18 protein-coding genes are annotated in these 17,587 nt (G+C 57.5%); 12 read left to right on the top strand and 6 right to left on the bottom strand.

Features of this window, described 5'->3' with window-relative positions; translation table 11 throughout:
• Positions 1 to 58: 58 nt before the first annotated feature.
• Positions 59 to 1,843, top strand: a complete 1,785-nt coding sequence (locus KOSB73_RS13735; protein ID WP_049130901.1) for a sensor domain-containing diguanylate cyclase — start codon at positions 59 to 61, stop codon at positions 1,841 to 1,843.
• Between the two features lie 71 nt (positions 1,844 to 1,914).
• Here KOSB73_RS13735 and KOSB73_RS13730 read toward each other — a convergent pair whose 3' ends face one another.
• Positions 1,915 to 2,799, bottom strand: coding sequence for a LysR substrate-binding domain-containing protein (locus KOSB73_RS13730; protein ID WP_024359521.1), 885 nt, complete (start codon positions 2,797 to 2,799; stop codon positions 1,915 to 1,917).
• Between the two features lie 100 nt (positions 2,800 to 2,899).
• Between KOSB73_RS13730 and KOSB73_RS13725 the strand changes: the two genes are divergently transcribed.
• Together KOSB73_RS13725 and KOSB73_RS13720 are read left to right on the top strand one after the other, a co-directional pair.
• Positions 2,900 to 3,202, top strand: coding sequence for a carboxymuconolactone decarboxylase family protein (locus tag KOSB73_RS13725; RefSeq protein WP_024359522.1), 303 nt, complete (start codon positions 2,900 to 2,902; stop codon positions 3,200 to 3,202).
• A gap of 5 nt (positions 3,203 to 3,207) precedes the next feature.
• Positions 3,208 to 3,594 carry a tautomerase family protein gene (locus KOSB73_RS13720; RefSeq protein ID WP_098140587.1) on the top strand — a complete coding sequence of 129 codons (387 nt, stop codon included), beginning with the start codon at positions 3,208 to 3,210 and terminating at the stop codon, positions 3,592 to 3,594.
• 156 nt (positions 3,595 to 3,750) lie between these two features.
• On the opposite strand, the gene icd is transcribed toward KOSB73_RS13720, so the two are convergent.
• Positions 3,751 to 5,001 carry an NADP-dependent isocitrate dehydrogenase gene (gene icd, locus KOSB73_RS13715; protein ID WP_004131480.1) on the bottom strand — a complete coding sequence of 417 codons (1,251 nt, stop codon included), beginning with the start codon at positions 4,999 to 5,001 and terminating at the stop codon, positions 3,751 to 3,753.
• 236 nt (positions 5,002 to 5,237) lie between these two features.
• Between icd and rluE the strand changes: the two genes are divergently transcribed.
• From rluE to purB, 5 genes are read left to right on the top strand one after another with little or no spacing between them, the layout of a single operon-like run.
• Positions 5,238 to 5,888 (top strand): 23S rRNA pseudouridine(2457) synthase RluE, encoded by a 651-nt coding sequence (gene rluE, locus KOSB73_RS13710; protein ID WP_004138338.1) that lies wholly within the window; start codon positions 5,238 to 5,240, stop codon positions 5,886 to 5,888.
• Between the two features lie 20 nt (positions 5,889 to 5,908).
• A complete protein-coding gene (locus KOSB73_RS13705) occupies positions 5,909 to 6,385 on the top strand; it encodes an NUDIX hydrolase (protein WP_049085859.1) in 477 nt (158 codons plus the stop codon).
• A 38-nt stretch (positions 6,386 to 6,423) separates the two neighbouring features.
• Positions 6,424 to 7,530 (top strand): tRNA 2-thiouridine(34) synthase MnmA, encoded by a 1,107-nt coding sequence (mnmA, locus tag KOSB73_RS13700; RefSeq protein ID WP_004138341.1) that lies wholly within the window; start codon positions 6,424 to 6,426, stop codon positions 7,528 to 7,530.
• A 59-nt stretch (positions 7,531 to 7,589) separates the two neighbouring features.
• Entirely contained in the window at positions 7,590 to 8,231 is a 642-nt protein-coding gene (hflD, locus tag KOSB73_RS13695; RefSeq protein ID WP_004138343.1) for a high frequency lysogenization protein HflD, read from the top strand.
• Positions 8,232 to 8,234: 3 nt separating this feature from the next.
• Complete coding sequence (gene purB / locus KOSB73_RS13690; protein ID WP_004131470.1) at positions 8,235 to 9,605, top strand: adenylosuccinate lyase; 1,371 nt, start codon at positions 8,235 to 8,237, stop codon at positions 9,603 to 9,605.
• Positions 9,606 to 9,659: 54 nt separating this feature from the next.
• On the opposite strand, the gene KOSB73_RS13685 is transcribed toward purB, so the two are convergent.
• The 3 genes from KOSB73_RS13685 to KOSB73_RS13675 form a co-directional block, all read right to left on the bottom strand.
• Positions 9,660 to 10,022 carry a cupin domain-containing protein gene (locus KOSB73_RS13685; protein ID WP_004138345.1) on the bottom strand — a complete coding sequence of 121 codons (363 nt, stop codon included), beginning with the start codon at positions 10,020 to 10,022 and terminating at the stop codon, positions 9,660 to 9,662.
• An 82-nt stretch (positions 10,023 to 10,104) separates the two neighbouring features.
• Entirely contained in the window at positions 10,105 to 10,911 is an 807-nt protein-coding gene (locus tag KOSB73_RS13680; RefSeq protein WP_049130909.1) for an AraC family transcriptional regulator, read from the bottom strand.
• An 87-nt stretch (positions 10,912 to 10,998) separates the two neighbouring features.
• A complete protein-coding gene (locus KOSB73_RS13675; protein WP_049085947.1) occupies positions 10,999 to 12,228 on the bottom strand; it encodes an MFS transporter in 1,230 nt (409 codons plus the stop codon).
• A gap of 100 nt (positions 12,229 to 12,328) precedes the next feature.
• Here KOSB73_RS13675 and KOSB73_RS13670 point away from each other — a divergent pair, with 100 nt between their 5' ends.
• From KOSB73_RS13670 to KOSB73_RS13655, 4 genes are all read left to right on the top strand, one after another.
• Positions 12,329 to 12,775, top strand: coding sequence for a winged helix-turn-helix transcriptional regulator (locus KOSB73_RS13670; protein ID WP_004138352.1), 447 nt, complete (start codon positions 12,329 to 12,331; stop codon positions 12,773 to 12,775).
• Positions 12,776 to 12,859: 84 nt separating this feature from the next.
• Positions 12,860 to 13,534, top strand: coding sequence for a two-component system response regulator PhoP (gene phoP, locus KOSB73_RS13665; RefSeq protein ID WP_004101181.1), 675 nt, complete (start codon positions 12,860 to 12,862; stop codon positions 13,532 to 13,534).
• Entirely contained in the window at positions 13,531 to 14,997 is a 1,467-nt protein-coding gene (gene phoQ / locus KOSB73_RS13660; protein ID WP_024359527.1) for a two-component system sensor histidine kinase PhoQ, read from the top strand. Before phoP ends, phoQ begins: the two co-directional genes overlap by 4 nt.
• A gap of 86 nt (positions 14,998 to 15,083) precedes the next feature.
• Positions 15,084 to 16,205 carry a ribosomal protein uL16 3-hydroxylase gene (locus KOSB73_RS13655; RefSeq protein WP_004131462.1) on the top strand — a complete coding sequence of 374 codons (1,122 nt, stop codon included), beginning with the start codon at positions 15,084 to 15,086 and terminating at the stop codon, positions 16,203 to 16,205.
• A 116-nt stretch (positions 16,206 to 16,321) separates the two neighbouring features.
• Here the strand turns inward: KOSB73_RS13655 and pepT are convergent, their stop codons facing one another.
• Positions 16,322 to 17,551 carry a peptidase T gene (gene pepT / locus KOSB73_RS13650; protein ID WP_004138356.1) on the bottom strand — a complete coding sequence of 410 codons (1,230 nt, stop codon included), beginning with the start codon at positions 17,549 to 17,551 and terminating at the stop codon, positions 16,322 to 16,324.
• Positions 17,552 to 17,587 lie beyond the last annotated feature (36 nt).

Below are 17,587 nucleotides of genomic sequence, written 5' to 3'. Positions count from 1 at the left end.
TGAAGCCGGTGCGCAACGATAAAAACAAAATAATTCATCTGCACGCAAGGAATATTCGGTGAGAATCGCCACCATGACCAACTGGGCCTACGGGATCACCGTCGCCCTGACCCTCGCCTCAGGCATCGCAATGCTGATGGCTTCAAGTGCGGATAATGCCGAACGCCGCGCCGTCGAACAACGCCAGGTGTTCGACCAGCTAAGCGAAGAAGTGGAAAGCGGCGCCTGGGAGCTTTCCGATCTCGCGCGACTTTACATCATCAAAAAAAATCAGGATGTGCTGCAGGAGTACCGGCAGCAAACTCAGGCCATCACCGCCATTGAACGCCGGCTAGTAAAGCTGAAAGACAATGGCGCAACCGCTGAAGAGCTGGCGCTGCTGCGCGAGGGGTTACAGATGGCCGATGAACTCCAGGACGAGCAGCGGACGGCGCTGGCGCAGGTTGCCAGGGGCGAGGAAAAAGAGGCGGTCAACCTGCTTTACGGCACCGCCTATGAGCAGGAGCTCGAGCGGGTCCAGACGCAGCTTGACCACTTTCGCCTGATGCTCGAAGGCCGGGTGAATAAAACCATTGCCGAGGCGACGGAGAAATCGCGGATCTGGCGTACGCTCTCTGAGGTCATGGTTGGGCTCACGGCGCTGATGTTCCTGTTTGTGCTGGGCTTTATTCTTAAGCGGCGGGTGCTGTATCCCGTCGTCCGTCTGAGCGATGTCGTGCAGCGGCTGGCCTCGCAGGATTACGCGGTTGAAACGCCGCAGTTTACCCAGATTGATGAAATTGGCGATATGGCCCAGGCCATTCGCATCTTTCGCGAGAACGGGCTGGCGCGCCAGCGGCTGGAACAAGAGCGCGACGCCGATTGGGCGGTCCGCGAGCTGCTGGCGCGGATGACCCAGCGTTTACAGGGCTGCGAATCCTTCGAGGACGTGATCAAGGTTGCCGAACTTTTCGCGCCGAATATCGCCCCGGCGATCCCGGGGCGACTGTATATTCTTGATACCGATCCCTGGCAGATGCGCTGCGTGGCGCAGTGGCTTTCTCCGCCGCTTGAAGCGGACGTCTTTCATCCGGATAACTGCTGGGCCGTGCGGCGCGGGCTGAGCCATCCGCCGGTCAACGGTGAGCCGGATATCGCCTGTTATCACCTGTCGGAATCGCAGGCTAATCAGTCGCTATGCGTGCCGTTGATTGCGCAGGGAGAAGCGATTGGCCTGCTCTCCTTCAGCAACGTTACTTCCGCGACCGCCCCTTCCCGCGCCTATCTTGAACTGATGGCTGAAGCGCTGGGTCTGGCGCTGGCGAATCAGCGTTTGCGCAACGCGCTGCTGGAAAAGGCGCTGTTTGATTCATTAACCGGCCTGCGTAACCGCCACCACCTGGATGACGCTCTGCATACCCAAATGAATCTGGCGGTTCGCAACGGCACGCCGCTGAGCTGCCTGATGATCGATATCGATCACTTTAAGGCGATTAATGATAGTTACGGTCACGAGGCGGGCGACCTGGTGATCAAAAGCGTCGCCGCGATTATTCAACGCGCGGTGCGCGATATCGGCATGGCCTTCCGCTATGGCGGCGAAGAGTTCCTGGTGCTGCTGGGTGGAACCGATGAACAGACCGCGATGGTCTGCGCGAACGATATCTATAACAGCGTGCACCTGCTAACCCTACGCTACGGCCTCGCTGAGATTGGCCAGATCGATGTCTCCATCGGCATCGCCAGCTACCCCCAGCATACGCAAAGCGACAGCCTGCTGCGCGCGGCCGATGCAGCGCTCTACCGGGCCAAAGAGCTGGGGCGGTCGAGAATTGTGAGTTTTGGGATGTTAAAGGCGGATTGAGCCTCGTTCCAGAAGGCGAAGATGCCCTATTCACCCATGCTAATGAAAGCCGACGCGCGGGTGAATAACGCTCACATCACGCTTAATAGCGCGTCTTCCATCAGTTGCCCCAACAGCGCCCGCGCTCCGTGAACCCCGTCGTTCCCCTGGCCGTGCGTCAGCGTAATACCGAGATTCCCCGGCGATGGCAGCAGGCTTCCCGCCACGCGCAGGTTGCCGGGCATGCCGATGCGCGTACGTACGGTAATGCCCAGTCCGGCCTGCACCGCCGCCCAGATGCCGCTCAGACTATGGCTGATAAACACCACCTGCCAGGCGATGTTGGCCCGGTCCAGACAGTCGATGGCGCGGGAACGCATCAGGCACGGGCTGTCCAGCATCACCAACGGCAACGGCTTGCCCTCCGCCAGCAGCGCGGCAATATCCAGCTGCGGATGGGTTATCCACTCCAGCCGGCTCTGGCCGATCGGTTTGCCTTCACGCTGCGCGCTCTCCGGCTGCCACAGCAGCGCCATATCAAGCATATTGTCATTGAGGGCGTTGAGCAGCGCCCGATTGCGATCGACACGGGCAATAATTCGCATTCCTGGATGGTGACGTTTGAACTCGCCAAGAATGCCGGGCATAAGCGACTCGCCAAAATCCTCCTGCATGCCAATGCGTATTTCTCCCTGCAAAAGTTCGCCCTGCAGGACTCGCTGCGCTTCATCGTTCAGCGCCAGCAGACGCCGGGCATAGCCCATAATTATCTCGCCATTCTGCGTCAGCGCCAGGTGGCGGCCTCTCTTCTCCACCAGAGCGGTGCCGCACTGCTGCTCCAGCTTTTTCAGCTGAGCGCTCACCGCCGAGGTTGAACGGCAGAGGCGACCTGCCGCCTGCGCAAAGCTACCGCATTCAATACCGGTGACAAAACTGCGCAGCGCGTCGAGATCGAACGTGAGTGGGAGCTTATTCATGATTGTCCTGATAAACGGGATGAACGGTCTAATATAATTCAATTTTCAGGATTGAAACAGCGCGCCAGAATGACGTTATTGTCAATACGGAGAGATAACGATGGCCAACCCCCTCGATCGTGAAACCCTGGCTCGCATCGCGCCGAAGCTAGCCGAGCTGAGTCAGAATGTACTTTTTAATGATATCTGGACGCGTGAACCGCTTTCTCCCCGCGAGCGCAGCCTGGTGACGCTCGGCGCGCTGACGGCGCTGGGCCGCGTTCAGCAGCTCCCCTGGCATATCCGCTTCGCCCAGCAAAATGGCCTGACCCGTGAAGAAATCGTTGAGGTTTTCACCCATCTGGCATTCTACGCCGGCTGGCCCGCGGCGGTTTCCGCCCTCGAATGCCTGCAAGAGGAGTAACGCCGATGCCCTTTACCCGCATTAGCCTCCATCAGAGTTATAACGATACGCAAATCATGCAGATTTCCGACATTCTGCAACAGAGCCTTGAAACAGAATTTGCCGTCCCGCCCCACGATCGCTTTCAGGTTTTCGAACGGCTGCCGGCGAACCAGCATGTGTTCGACCGCCGCTATAAAAGCGCTGGCCGCAGCGACAGTTTTATTCAGTTCCATCTTCTGGCAGGTAAGCCTCGTTCAGTGGAGCAGAAGAGGAACTTCTGCCGTACCCTGTGCCAGCGGCTGCAGACGAAACTGCATATTAGTCCGGATGATGTGATGGTGATGATGCAGTTCAATACCGCCGATGAGTGGAGTTTCAGCTACGGACTGCTGCTCTCTGAGGAGGTGTGATGATGGTGATGCCGTATCGTTTTACCTGGCCGGGCCGACTCCCCAGGACTCTCACTGACCGACGCATTGAGCAAAACGGCGCCAGGCTTATCATTCAGGTGTAATAAAAAAACGGGAGCCCATCGGCTCCCGTTTTTGTCTAACCCAGAGACGGGATTACATGTTCGCGATGATCGCGTCGCCAAACTCTGAACATTTCAGCAGCTTAGCGCCTTCCATCAGACGCTCAAAGTCATAGGTCACGGTCTTGGCAGCAATTGCGCCTTCAGTGCCTTTAACGATTAAGTCTGCGGCTTCGAACCACTGCATGTGGCGCAGCATCATCTCAGCGGACAGAATAATAGAACCTGGGTTCACTTTATCCTGGCCGGCATATTTCGGCGCAGTACCGTGGGTCGCTTCGAACAGCGCGCACTCGTCGCCGATGTTCGCACCCGGGGCAATACCGATACCGCCAACCTGCGCCGCCAGGGCGTCAGAGATATAGTCGCCGTTCAGGTTCATACAGGCGATAACATCGTATTCCGCCGGACGCAGCAGGATCTGCTGCAGGAAGGCGTCGGCGATAACGTCTTTCACGACGATCTCTTTCCCGGTGTTCGGGTTTTTGATCTTCAGCCACGGGCCGCCGTCAATCAGCTCACCGCCGAACTCTTCGCGTGCCAGCTGGTAGCCCCAGTCTTTGAACGCGCCTTCGGTGAATTTCATGATGTTGCCTTTGTGCACCAGAGTCAGTGAATCGCGATCGTTGGTGATGGCGTATTCAATGGCGGCGCGAACCAGGCGTTTGGTACCTTCTTCAGAGCACGGCTTGATGCCGATACCGCAATGTTCCGGGAAGCGAATTTTCTTCACGCCCATTTCATCGCGCAGGAATTTGATCACTTTATCCGCTTCGGCAGAATCGGCTTTCCACTCGATACCGGCGTAGATGTCTTCGGAGTTTTCGCGGAAGATAACCATATCGGTCAGTTCAGGATGTTTAACCGGGCTCGGAGTACCCTGATAATAACGAACCGGGCGCAGGCAAACGTAGAGGTCCAGTTCCTGACGCAGGGCAACGTTCAGAGAACGAATGCCGCCGCCGACTGGCGTAGTCAGAGGGCCTTTGATAGCAACACGATATTCACGAATCAGATCAAGAGTTTCGGCAGGCAGCCAGACATCCTGGCCATAAACCTGGGTCGATTTTTCACCGGTGTAAACTTCCATCCAGGAAATTTTACGCTCGCCCTTATAGGCTTTCTCAACGGCAGCATCAACCACTTTCAGCATCGCCGGAGTGACGTCAACACCGATACCATCGCCTTCGATGAACGGGATAATCGGGTTATTAGGGACGTTCAGCTTGCCGTTTTGCAGGGTGATTTTTTGACCTTCCGCCGGAACTACTACTTTGCTTTCCATTAACCTCTCCTTCGAGCGCTTCTGGTTCTGCTCTTCCCTCTTCACGCTAGCCGGGCGTTGGCTTTATTCGCCCACTCCCGTCATCGGAATATCCCGCTAACCGGAGATTTCGCGTCCGTGTCGCCTTCCTGTAATGCGAATCGGTTTGAGCAACCTTTTTGTTAATAAGTTGTAATGAGCATGTCAATACTACCTGAATGTTTGCGTCCATGAAAGGCATTCGTAATTAGGCTATAATGCGGCAATTGATTGAGTCTGAAAATACCATGCAAAAAACTTCATTTAGAAAACATCGCGTTGAGCGATTCAGCACGCAACAAGTCACCAGACAACGCAAAGAACGCCAGCCAAAAACTGTGATCTTGTTCAATAAACCATATGATGTATTGCCGCAATTTACCGATGAAGCCGGACGCAGCACGCTTAAAGATTTTATTCCGGTTGCCGGCGTCTACGCTGCCGGTCGGCTGGACCGCGATAGCGAAGGCCTGCTGGTGCTGACTAACGACGGCGCGCTGCAGGCGGCCCTCACCCAGCCGGGCAAGCGCACCGGAAAGATTTATTATGTCCAGGTGGAAGGCGAACCCACGGCGGACGCGCTGGCCGCCCTTCGCGACGGCGTCACGCTGAATGACGGCCCCACCCTGCCTGCGGGAGTCGAGCGGGTGGCGGAGCCAGAGTGGCTATGGCCGCGAAATCCGCCCATTCGCGAGCGCAAATCCATCCCTACCAGCTGGCTTAAAATCACCCTCTATGAAGGGCGCAACCGCCAGGTGCGGCGGATGACCGCCCACGTCGGCTTTCCGACGCTACGTCTGATTCGCTACGCGATGGGCGGCTATACGCTGGATGGCCTGGCCAACGGCGAATGGCGCAAAATTGATTAACAGTAGCCTAAGGAAAATCAATGTTTAAACCGCACGTCACCGTCGCCTGCGTGGTTCACGCGAAAGGCAAATTCCTCGTTGTTGAAGAGACGATCAACGGAAAAGCGCTGTGGAACCAGCCTGCGGGCCACCTCGAAGCCGATGAAACGCTGGTTCAGGCCGCAGAGCGCGAGCTCTGGGAAGAGACCGGCATTCGCGCCACGCCGCAGCACTTTCTTCGCCTGCATCAGTGGATAGCCCCGGATCGCACCCCATTTTTGCGCTTCCTCTTTACTATCGAGCTTAACGATACGTGCGCCACCGAGCCCCATGATAGTGATATCGATCGCTGCCTGTGGCTTAGCGCTGAGGAAATTCTTAACGCGACAAACCTGCGTTCTCAACTGGTTGCTGAGAGCATTCGCAGCTATCAGCAGGATCCGCGCTACCCGCTGTCGCTCATCGGTGAATTTAACTGGCCGTTTACAGGGGGTGCCTCAACCGAGGACGCGTGCTAGAATACGCCGCCTCGAAGTTCAATGTAATGAGTATTCCAATGTCAGAAAGCCAGAAAAAAGTGATCGTCGGCATGTCCGGCGGGGTTGATTCCTCAGTTTCCGCCTACCTGCTGCTCCAGCAAGGGTATAAGGTGGAAGGCCTGTTCATGAAGAACTGGGAAGAAGACGACGGCGAGGAATACTGCACCGCAGCGGCGGATCTTGCCGACGCGCAGGCCGTTTGCGATAAGCTGGGAATTGAACTTCATACCGTTAACTTTGCCGCAGAATACTGGGACAACGTATTCGAACTGTTCCTTGAAGAATACAAAGCCGGACGCACGCCGAACCCGGATATTCTGTGTAACAAAGAAATTAAATTTAAAGCTTTCCTCGAATTTGCCGCAGAAGACCTCGGCGCCGACTACATCGCTACCGGACACTACGTGCGCCGCGCCGACGTTAACGGCAAGAGCCAGCTGCTGCGCGGCCTCGACGGTAACAAAGACCAGAGCTACTTCCTTTATACCCTAAGCCACGAACAGATCGCGCAAAGCCTGTTCCCGGTGGGGGAGCTGGAAAAGCCGCAGGTGCGTAAAATCGCCGAAGAGTTGGATCTCATTACCGCGAAGAAAAAAGACTCGACCGGTATCTGTTTTATCGGCGAACGCAAATTCCGTGAGTTCCTTGGCCGCTACCTGCCCGCTCAGCCGGGAAAAATTATCAGCGTTGACGGCGACGAAGTTGGCGAGCATCAGGGCCTGATGTACCACACCCTTGGGCAGCGTAAAGGCCTTGGCATCGGCGGTATCAAAGACGGCGGCGAAGACCCGTGGTACGTGGTCGACAAAGACGTCGAAAACAATATTCTGGTTGTCGCCCAGGGCCACGACCATCCGCGTCTGATGTCCGTTGGGCTGATTGCCCAACAGCTGCACTGGGTCGACCGCGAGCCGGTTACGGGCACGCTGCGCTGCACGGTGAAAACCCGCTACCGTCAGACCGATATCCCCTGCAGCGTTAAAGCGCTGGATGACGACCGCATTGAAGTCATCTTTGATGAGCCGGTTGCCGCCGTGACGCCGGGCCAGTCTGCGGTCTTCTACCGCGGCGAAGTCTGCCTCGGCGGCGGGATTATCGAACAGCGCTTGCCGCTGCCGGCTTGACAGACATTTCAGCCGCTGAATGCGCCGCTCGGGCATTTGGCGGTTTATAAGGAGAATGTGTGGCGAAGAATTATTATGACATTACGCTGGCGCTGGCCGGCGTTTGCCAGGCCGCGCGTCTGGTTCAGGAACTGGCGCACCAGGGGCACTGCGATAGCGATGCTCTGCATGTGTCGCTGAACAGCATCATCGACCTCGATCCGGATTCAACGCTGGCGGTGTTCGGTGGTAGCGAAGCCAATCTTCGCCTCGGGCTGGAGACCCTTATTGGCGTGCTGAATACCAGCAGCCGCCAGGGGCTGAACGCCGAACTTACCCGCTATACTTTAAGCCTGATGGTGCTGGAGCGTAAGCTTGCCGCCAGCAAGGGAGCCATGGATACCCTCGGCAACCGTATCGGTGGCCTGCGCCGTCAGCTTGAACATTTCGATCTGCAATCCGAGACGCTGCTCAGCGCGATGGCCGGCATCTATGTTGATGTCATTAGCCCGCTGGGCCCGCGGATTCAGGTGACCGGCTCTCCCGCCGTGCTGCAAAGCCCTCAGGTTCAGGCGAAGGTTCGCTCTGCCCTGCTGGCCGGAATTCGCTCCGCGGTGCTCTGGCACCAGGTCGGCGGCGGGCGCCTGCAGCTGATGTTTTCTCGTCATCGTCTGGTTAACCAGGCAAAACAAATTCTTGCTCATTTAACCCCGGAGTTGTGATCTATGGAATTATCCTCACTGACCGCCGTTTCCCCAGTCGACGGCCGCTACGGCGACAAAGTCAGCGCGCTGCGCGGTATCTTCAGCGAATTCGGTTTGCTGAAATTCCGCGTTCAGGTAGAAGTGCGTTGGTTGCAAAAACTGGCCGCGCACGCAGCGATCAAGGAAGTTCCTGCTTTTGCTGCCGACGCAAACGGTTACCTTGATAAAATCGTCGCTGATTTCAGCGTGGAAGATGCAGAGCGCATCAAAACCATCGAGCGCACCACCAACCACGACGTCAAAGCGGTTGAGTATTTCCTTAAGGAAAAAGTCGCCGATGTCGCTGAACTGCACGCGGTCTCCGAGTTTATCCACTTTGCCTGCACCTCCGAGGACATCAACAATCTGTCCCACGCGCTGATGCTGAAAACCGCTCGCGACGAAGTGATCCTGCCCTACTGGCGCAAGCTGATCGACGCGGTGAAAGACCTGGCGGTGCAATATCGCGATATCCCGCTGCTTTCCCGCACTCACGGCCAGCCGGCCACGCCGTCGACCATGGGGAAAGAGATGGCGAACGTCGCTTACCGTATGGAGCGCCAGTATCGTCAGCTGAATCAGATTGAAATCCTTGGCAAAATCAACGGCGCGGTGGGTAACTATAACGCCCACATCGCCGCCTACCCGGAAGTCGACTGGCACCAGTTCAGCGAAGAGTTCGTCACCTCGCTGGGTATCCAGTGGAACCCGTACACCACCCAGATTGAACCGCACGACTATATCGCCGAACTGTTCGACTGCGTCGCGCGCTTTAACACTATCCTGATTGATTTCGATCGTGACGTCTGGGGCTATATCGCGCTCAACCATTTCAAGCAGAAGACGATTGCCGGCGAAATCGGCTCTTCCACCATGCCGCATAAAGTGAACCCGATCGACTTCGAGAACTCCGAAGGCAACCTCGGTCTGGCCAACGCGGTGATGCAGCATCTGGCGAGCAAACTGCCGGTTTCCCGCTGGCAGCGCGACCTGACCGACTCCACCGTCCTGCGTAACCTCGGCGTCGGCATCGGCTATGCGCTGATCGCGTATCAATCCACTCTGAAAGGCGTGAGCAAGCTGGAGCTGAATCAGGACCGTCTGCTGGATGAACTAGACCACAACTGGGAAGTACTGGCCGAGCCGATCCAGACCGTTATGCGCCGCTACGGCATCGAGAAGCCTTACGAGAAGCTGAAAGAGCTGACCCGCGGCAAGCGCGTGGACGCCGAAGGCATGCAGCAGTTCATCGACAGCCTGGCGCTGCCGGAAGCGGAAAAAGTTCGCCTGAAGGCCATGACGCCGGCCAACTATATCGGCCGCGCGACCACCATGGTTGACGAACTGAAGTAAACCTTTCCACCCTCTTTCCGCTCTGGGAAGAGGGTTTCCCTGCCCCCGCGATCGTTAAATCCAGACGTCGTTCACCGCGGTCCGATCTCCGCCCTCATGCCCGGTATTCAGGACGCCGCGCGGTTCGATCAGCATAAGTTTGGTTTCGGTTTCCGCCGAGGTTTTATGCTCAACGCCCCGAGGCACCACGATCATTTCGCCGGCCTGGAGCAACAGATGCTTATCGCGAAAATCCAGACGCAGCACGCCCTCCAGCACAATCAGGGTTTCATCCGTTTCCGGATGGCTATGCCAGATAAAGTCGCCGAAGATCCTGACCACCTTGAACTGATAATCATTCATTTCGGCCACCACCTTCGGCTGCCATTGCTCGGTAAAGAGAGTGAATTTCTGCGCAATATTAATCGATTGATACATGAGCTGACTCCTTGTGATAAAGGCTGTCAGCATAGATAACTCCCCACCGCAGAGATTGAACGATTGTGCAACTCGCGGCGCGTCAGGGGCGGACAAACTTCAGCCAGCGGCCGGGAGAGAGGCCAAAGCGGCTGATGAACTGGCGCGTCATATGGCTTTGATCGGCAAAGCCCGCGTGGGCTGCGATATCCGCCAGATTATCCCCTGCCAGCATCCGCTGGCGGCAAAATTCGAGGCGCCTCATCATCACATAACGCCAGGGGCTGGCGCCAAACAGCGCCCTGAAATCGCGGCTCAGGCTCCAGCGGTCTCTGCCGCTGACGTTCGCCAGAGTGTCGAGGGTGATGTTCTGCGCAAAACAGGCGTGGATATACTCCCGGGCCCTTTCCGCGGCGGGGTAATCGAAGGCCCGGCGTCGAAAGCGCTGGCCGCCGACGGCGGCCAGGGTCTGCGCCAGATCGTACAGCGCGTCCTCCTCCTCCAGAGGCGCGAAGTGGGCATTGACGTCTTTCAGCAACGGCAGCGCGGCGTGCAGCAAGCGCGGATCGCTGGATATTCCCCCGGGGATAAAGGGCAACGGCCTACCGCCAAGGATCTTTTGAATCAGCGCGGGCTCAATGTACACCATCCGGTAGCGAAACCCCTCCTCGGTCCCTGCCTCGCCGTCATGGACCTCATCGGGGTGCAAAACCATCGTCCCACCGGGGAGGCTGTGCTGGAGGCCGCCGCGATAGTGAAAGCGCTGCACGCCGGAGAGCGTCTGGCCAATGGCGTAAGTATCATGCCGGTGAGGCTCATAACCGTGGCCGCCGAAAAAGGCTTCGATACGCTCAATATGCGCGGGCGACTGGGCCAGGCGGACCCAATCCGCACGTTTCTGTTGTGGCATGTGATTTACGCTCCCGCGCGCCATTAAAAACGACATCCGCTATTCCGCTATATTACACAAAAAATTAACATCGCCGCTCGTTCTCCGCTACCCTTCACCACCGTTATGGTTGGTCATCACGCCCCGAGTCATCAACCAGAACAGCAGCGCCAGCAGACTGACCGATGCCCCCAGCAGGCAAACGCCCTGCCATCCCGCGCGCGCATATACCGCGGTCGTACTAACCGCCCCCAAACCGCTGCCAAGCGCATAAAACAGCATATACAGACCGACCAGCCTGCTGTGCGCTTCGGGTCGGGTACGGAAAATCATGCTTTGATTAGTGACATGCAGCGCCTGACCGCCGAGATCCAGCAGCACAATGCCAGCCAACAGCGCCGCTGGCGACCATGCCATCAGCGATAATGGCCACCAGGCCACCAGCAACATGACCAGGGCCACGGCGCTGGTGCGCTGCCCGTATCCGCGATCGGCCCATTTACCGGCTCGCCCCGCCGCCAGGGCGCCGATAGCCCCCACCAGGCCCAGGGCGCCGATCTCCGTATGCGAAAAGCCGAAGGGCGGAGCGCTCAAGGGCAAAACCAGCGCGCTCCAGAAGATATTGAAGGCGGCAAACATCAGTAACGCCAGCACGCCGCGCACCTGAAGCACTTTTTCCTGACGCAGCAGAGTCAGCATCGATGCCAACAGGCGCGGGTAGCTCAGGGGGGTCGACGCTACCGCTAACACCGGCAGCCGACGCCACAGCGGCAGCGCAATGCCCAGCATCAGTAAAGCGGCAAAGATGTATACCCCGCGCCAGCCGAAGAGATCGCTTACGCCCCCTGAAAATACCCGCGCCAGCAGCAGCCCGATAAAGACTCCGCTCTGCGCGGCGCCCACCACGCGTCCCTGTTCATGGGGCGAAGCGGCGCTGGCGGCATAGGCGATCAACCCCTGGGTCATTGCGGTACCCAGCAGGCCAACGGCAAGCATGCCGCCCAACAGCATCACGGTGGTCGACGCCAGACTCACCGCCGTCAGCGCAGCGATCAACAGAAAAACCTGCGTCGCTATCAGGCGGCGGCGATTGACTCTGTCGCCCAGCGGTACCAGCAAGAGCAACGCCATCGCGCAGCCAATCTGAGTCGCCGCAATCACCCCGCCAATCGCGGCGTCGCTGATGGCGAAATCTCGCGCCAGCGCGTCGAGCAGCGGTTGTGCGTAATAAACGTTCGCCACGCTCAACCCGCTGGCGAGAGCAAACAGCCACACCAGGCTACGCGGCATAACCGTTTCCGGGTCTATTAGCGATGGGGATAACATTGACGCTTTCATGATTCCAGCCTTAATAATCTAGTTTCAAAATAAAACCAGTTGTAGGCTAGAACAGGGAGTTTTAAAATGCAACTAGTTTACCCGACCGTTTGGAGAGCCCATGCCTGCGCGTGAAAAAATGAAAAACGAAACCTGCCCCGTCGCCCGAAGCGTGGATATTATCGGCGATCGCTGGTCCTTGTTGATTGTGCGCGACGCCTTCGATGGTATGCGCCGCTTTAGCGATTTCCAGCGAAGCCTCGGTATGGCGCGTAATATTCTCTCTGACCGTCTGCACAAACTGGTAAATTCAGGTATCCTCACGACGCAAGCCGCCTCGGACGGCACGGCTTATCAGGAATACGTACTGACGGCAAAGGGGGAGCGTTTGTTCCCTGTGGTGGTTGCGCTACGCCAGTGGGGAGAGCAGCATCTGTTTGCCCCTGACGAACCCCATTCCGTCCTGATCGATAAACGTACGCTGCGCCCGGTTCCCATGATGTCGCCCGCGGCCGAAGACGGACTCGTCCTGACGCCTCACGAGACTGAGGTACAAAAAATCAAATAAAATTCTTTATTTAACAGCTGTTTATGTTAAAGGTGTATAATAAGCGCTAAACTATTCAAATCATAAATAAAATGGAGAACGGGCATGCGCGTACTCGTGGTTGAGGATAACGCTCTCCTGCGCCATCACCTGAAAGTTCAGCTGCAGGAGCTGGGACATCAGGTCGATGCGGCGGAAGACGCAAAGGAAGCGGATTACTATCTGGGTGAACATGTTCCGGACATCGCCATCGTCGACCTTGGCCTGCCGGATGAAGACGGCCTTTCGCTGATTCGTCGCTGGCGCAGCCACGACGTGTCGGTGCCGGTGCTGGTGCTGACCGCGCGCGAAGGCTGGCAGGATAAAGTCGAGGTGCTGAGCGCCGGCGCGGATGATTACGTCACTAAGCCGTTCCATATCGAAGAGGTCGCGGCCCGCATGCAGGCGCTGCTGCGGCGTAACAGCGGCCTGGCGTCACAGGTCATCTCCATACCGCCTTTCCAGGTGGATTTATCGCGTCGCGAGCTGTCGGTCAACGACCAGCCCATCAAGCTGACGGCATTTGAATACACCATTATGGAAACCCTGATCCGCAACCGGGGCAAAGTGGTCAGCAAAGATTCGCTGATGCTGCAGCTCTATCCCGACGCCGAGCTGCGCGAAAGCCATACTATCGATGTGCTGATGGGACGACTGCGCAAAAAAATACAGGCTGAGTATCCGCAGGATGTGATTACCACCGTGCGCGGCCAGGGCTATCTGTTCGAACTGCGCGGATGAAAGGGCTACTGCGGCATATTCTGCCGCTGTCGTTGCGCGTCCGCTTTCTGCTGGCAACGGCCGCCGTGGTGCTGGTGCTATCGCTTTCCTATGGCATGGTCGCGCTGGTGGGATATAGCGTTAGCTTCGATAAAACCACCTTCCGCCTGCTGCGCGGCGAGAGCAACCTGTTCTATATGCTGGCGAAGTGGGAAAACAACACCATCGAAGTTGATATTCCCGATAACCTCAATATGCAGAGCCCCACGGTAACGCTGATTTACGACGCTCACGGCCAGCTGTTGTGGGCGCAGCGCGATGTTCCGTGGCTCGTCAAGCGTATTCAACCTGACTGGCTCAAAAATAACGGCTTTCATGAGATTGAGGCCGACGTAGACAGCAGCAGTATGCTGCAGCACAACAATCATGAGATTCAGCAACAGCTGGACGCCATCCGGGAAGAGGACGACGGCTCCGAGATGACCCACTCGGTGGCGATCAACATCTATCCGGCCACCAGCACCATGCCGCAGCTCAGTATCGTGGTTGTCGACACCATTCCGGTGGAGCTGAAGCGCTCCTATATGGTGTGGAGCTGGTTTATTTACGTCCTGGCAGCCAACCTGCTGCTGGTGATCCCGCTATTGTGGGTCGCGGCGTGGTGGAGCCTGCGCCCTATCGAATCGCTGGCCAAAGAGGTGCGCGAACTGGAGGAGCATCACCGCGAGATGCTCAACCCGAACACCACCCGAGAGCTTACGCGGCTGGTCAGCAATCTCAACCGCCTGCTGAAAAGCGAACGCGAACGCTATGATAAATACCGCACGACGCTGACCGACCTCACCCACAGCCTGAAAACCCCTCTCGCGGTGATGCAGAGCACGCTGCGTTCCATGCGCGGCGAGAAGCTGAGCGTCAACGAAGCAGAACCGGTGATGCTGGAGCAGATTAGCCGCATCTCGCAGCAGATTGGCTACTATCTGCATCGCGCCAGCATGCGCAGCGGCGGTTCGCTGCTCAGCCGCGAACTGCACCCCATCGCTCCGCTGCTCGACAGCCTGACCTCGGCGCTGAACAAAGTCTATCAGCGCAAAGGCGTGAACATTACCCTGGATATCTCGCCGGAAATTAGCTTTGTCGGCGAAAAGAACGATTTTATGGAAGTCATGGGCAACGTTCTCGATAACGCCTGCAAATATTGCCTGGAGTTTGTGGAAGTCTCCGTTCGTCAGACCAACGACAATCATCTGCATATTCTGGTTGAAGATGATGGCCCGGGGATCCCGGCAACGATGCGCAGCGCGGTGTTCGATCGCGGCCAGCGCGCCGATACGCTGCGCCCCGGGCAGGGCGTGGGCCTCTCGGTTGCCCGCGATATCGTTGCCCAGTACGACGGCCGTATCCTGGCCGAGGACAGCCTTCTCGGCGGCGCCTGCATGGAAGTGATTTTTGGCCGTCAGACCCTCGAAGATAAAGAGAGCTAAAACAGTCGGTTTTTTAACGGCGCCTGCATCATGCTGGTGCCGCATCCGTTATAATCCCTATCAGACACCTGCTGTGGAATATAAATATGGATTATCAATTAACGCTTAACTGGCCCGACTTTATCGAACGCTACTGGCAAAAACGCCCTGTAGTGCTAAAACGGGGCTTTGCTAATTTCGTCGATCCGTTAAGCCCGGACGAGCTGGCCGGACTGGCGATGGAGAGCGAAGTCGATAGCCGCCTGGTCAGTCATCAGGACGGTAAATGGCAGGTTAGCCACGGCCCCTTCGAGAGCTACGATCACCTGAGCGAGAATAACTGGTCGCTGCTGGTACAGGCGGTTAATAACTGGCACCAGCCAACGGCGGCGCTGATGCATCCGTTCCGCGCTCTGCCCGACTGGCGCATCGACGATCTGATGATCTCGTTTTCCGTCCCGGGCGGCGGCGTCGGTCCGCATCTCGACCAGTACGATGTGTTCATCATTCAGGGGACCGGTCGCCGCCGCTGGCGCGTGGGCGAAAAAGTGCCGATGAAACAGCACTGTCCGCATCCGGACCTGCTGCAGGTCGATCCGTTTGAAGCCATTATTGATGAAGAGATGGAGCCGGGCGATATTCTGTATATTCCGCCGGGATTCCCGCATGAAGGCTACTCGCTGGAAAATTCGCTTAACTATTCGGTCGGCTATCGCGCGCCAAATGCCCGTGAGCTGTTCAGCGGCTTTGCCGATTACGTTTTGCAGCGCGAACTGGGCAGCCAGCGCTACGCCGATCCGGACGTACCGTCTCGCGACCATCCTGCCGACATTTTGCCGGTTGAACTGGATCGTCTGCGCGAGATGATGCTGGGGCTGATTAACCAGCCGGAGCACTTTAAGCAGTGGTTTGGCGAGTTTATCACCCAGTCCCGCCACGAACTGGATGTCGCGCCGCCGGAGCCGCCGTATCAGCCGGATGAAATTTACGATGCGCTGCAGCAGGGGGATAAGCTGTCGCGGCTCGGCGGTCTGCGCGTGCTGCGGATTGATGGCGAGGTATTCGTCAACGGCGAGAAAATCAACTCACCGCACCGCCCGGCGCTGGATGCCCTGGCGACTCATCTGACGCTAAACGCAGAGCATCTCGGCGATGCGCTGGAAGATCCCTCCTTCCTCGCCCTGCTGGCCGCGCTAGTCAACAGCGGCTACTGGTTCTTTGAGGACTGAGCCATCTGTTTGCCCGGTGGCGGCTGGCGCCTCACCGGGCCTATGGGATGGCATTCTACATTTGCCTACCGCACCGTCAGTTTCACCACCTCACCGGGCCGTAGCTTATAGAACCTTTATGCGCCGCGTTTCGCCGTCAGCTCGGCAATGCGTACAATCACCTGCACCGCCTTCTCCATGCCTTCAAGCGTCACAAACTCATGCTTCCCGTGGTAGTTATAGCCGCCGGTAAACAGGTTCGGGCACGGCAGGCCCATAAACGAGAGCTGCGCGCCGTCGGTACCGCCGCGAATCGGCTTTAACTGCGGTTCAATATCGCAATCCACCATCGCCTGGCGGGCGATATCGACCACGTGCGGGTGCGCCATCACCTTCTCATGCATATTGTAATAGCTGTCCTCAATGACCAGCTCGATATAGCAATCCGGATGAAGCCCCTTGCCGACCTTTTTGGCGATCTCCATCATCTTGCGCTTGCGGGCCTCAAACTGCTTCCGGTCAAAATCGCGGATGATGTAGTGCATATCTGCCCGATCGACGGTGCCTTTGATGCTGGCCAGATGGTAGAAACCCTCGTAGCCTTCGGTGGTCTCGGGCGCTTCGTCCGCTGGCACCTCGGCATGAATGCGCGCCGCCAGCGATAGGGCGTTCACCATCACCCCTTTCGCCGTGCCGGGATGAACGTTATTACCCACGATCTTAATCGTCACCGAGGCGGCGTTAAAGTTCTCGAACTCCAGTTCACCCACGCCGCCGCCGTCGACGGTGTAAGCCCAGCGCGCATCGAATGCCGCGACATCAAAATGCTTCGCCCCTTTACCCACCTCTTCATCCGGCGTAAAGGCGACGCGGATATCGCCGTGGGGAATATTCTTCGCTTTTAGCGTCGCCAGCGCGGTCATGATCTCCGCGATGCCCGCTTTGTCATCCGCGCCGAGCAGCGTTTTGCCATCGGTGGTAATCAGCGTCTGCCCGAGCAGCTGGTGCAGTACCGGGAACATCACCGGGGAGAGAACCTCGTCGCCAATACCGAGAGCGATATCACCGCCGCGGTAGTTTTCGACGATCTGCGGATTAACATTCTTACCGCTGAAGTCAGGCGACGTATCGACATGGGAAATAAAACCAACGGCCGGAATATCACCCTCAACGTTAGCCGGCAGGGTGCCCATGACCGTCCCTTTCTCACTCAGCGTCACGTTCACCAGTCCCATTTCTTGCAGCTGCGCCTGAAGCAGACGTAACAGCTTCCACTGACCTTCCGTGCTCGGTACCTGACGCACGCCAGGCTTCGACTGCGTGTCTAAAGAAACGTACTGCAAAAAACGCTCAAGCAATTTATCCATGTAGCCACCCTCTTCTTTTGTGACAACATTATTGAT

Origin of the sequence: Klebsiella grimontii, assembly GCF_900200035.1 — a bacterium.
Taxonomy (GTDB): domain Bacteria; phylum Pseudomonadota; class Gammaproteobacteria; order Enterobacterales; family Enterobacteriaceae; genus Klebsiella; species Klebsiella grimontii.
The sequence above is the reverse complement of the archived record's forward strand: the minus strand, read 5'-3'. Positions and strand labels throughout refer to the sequence as shown.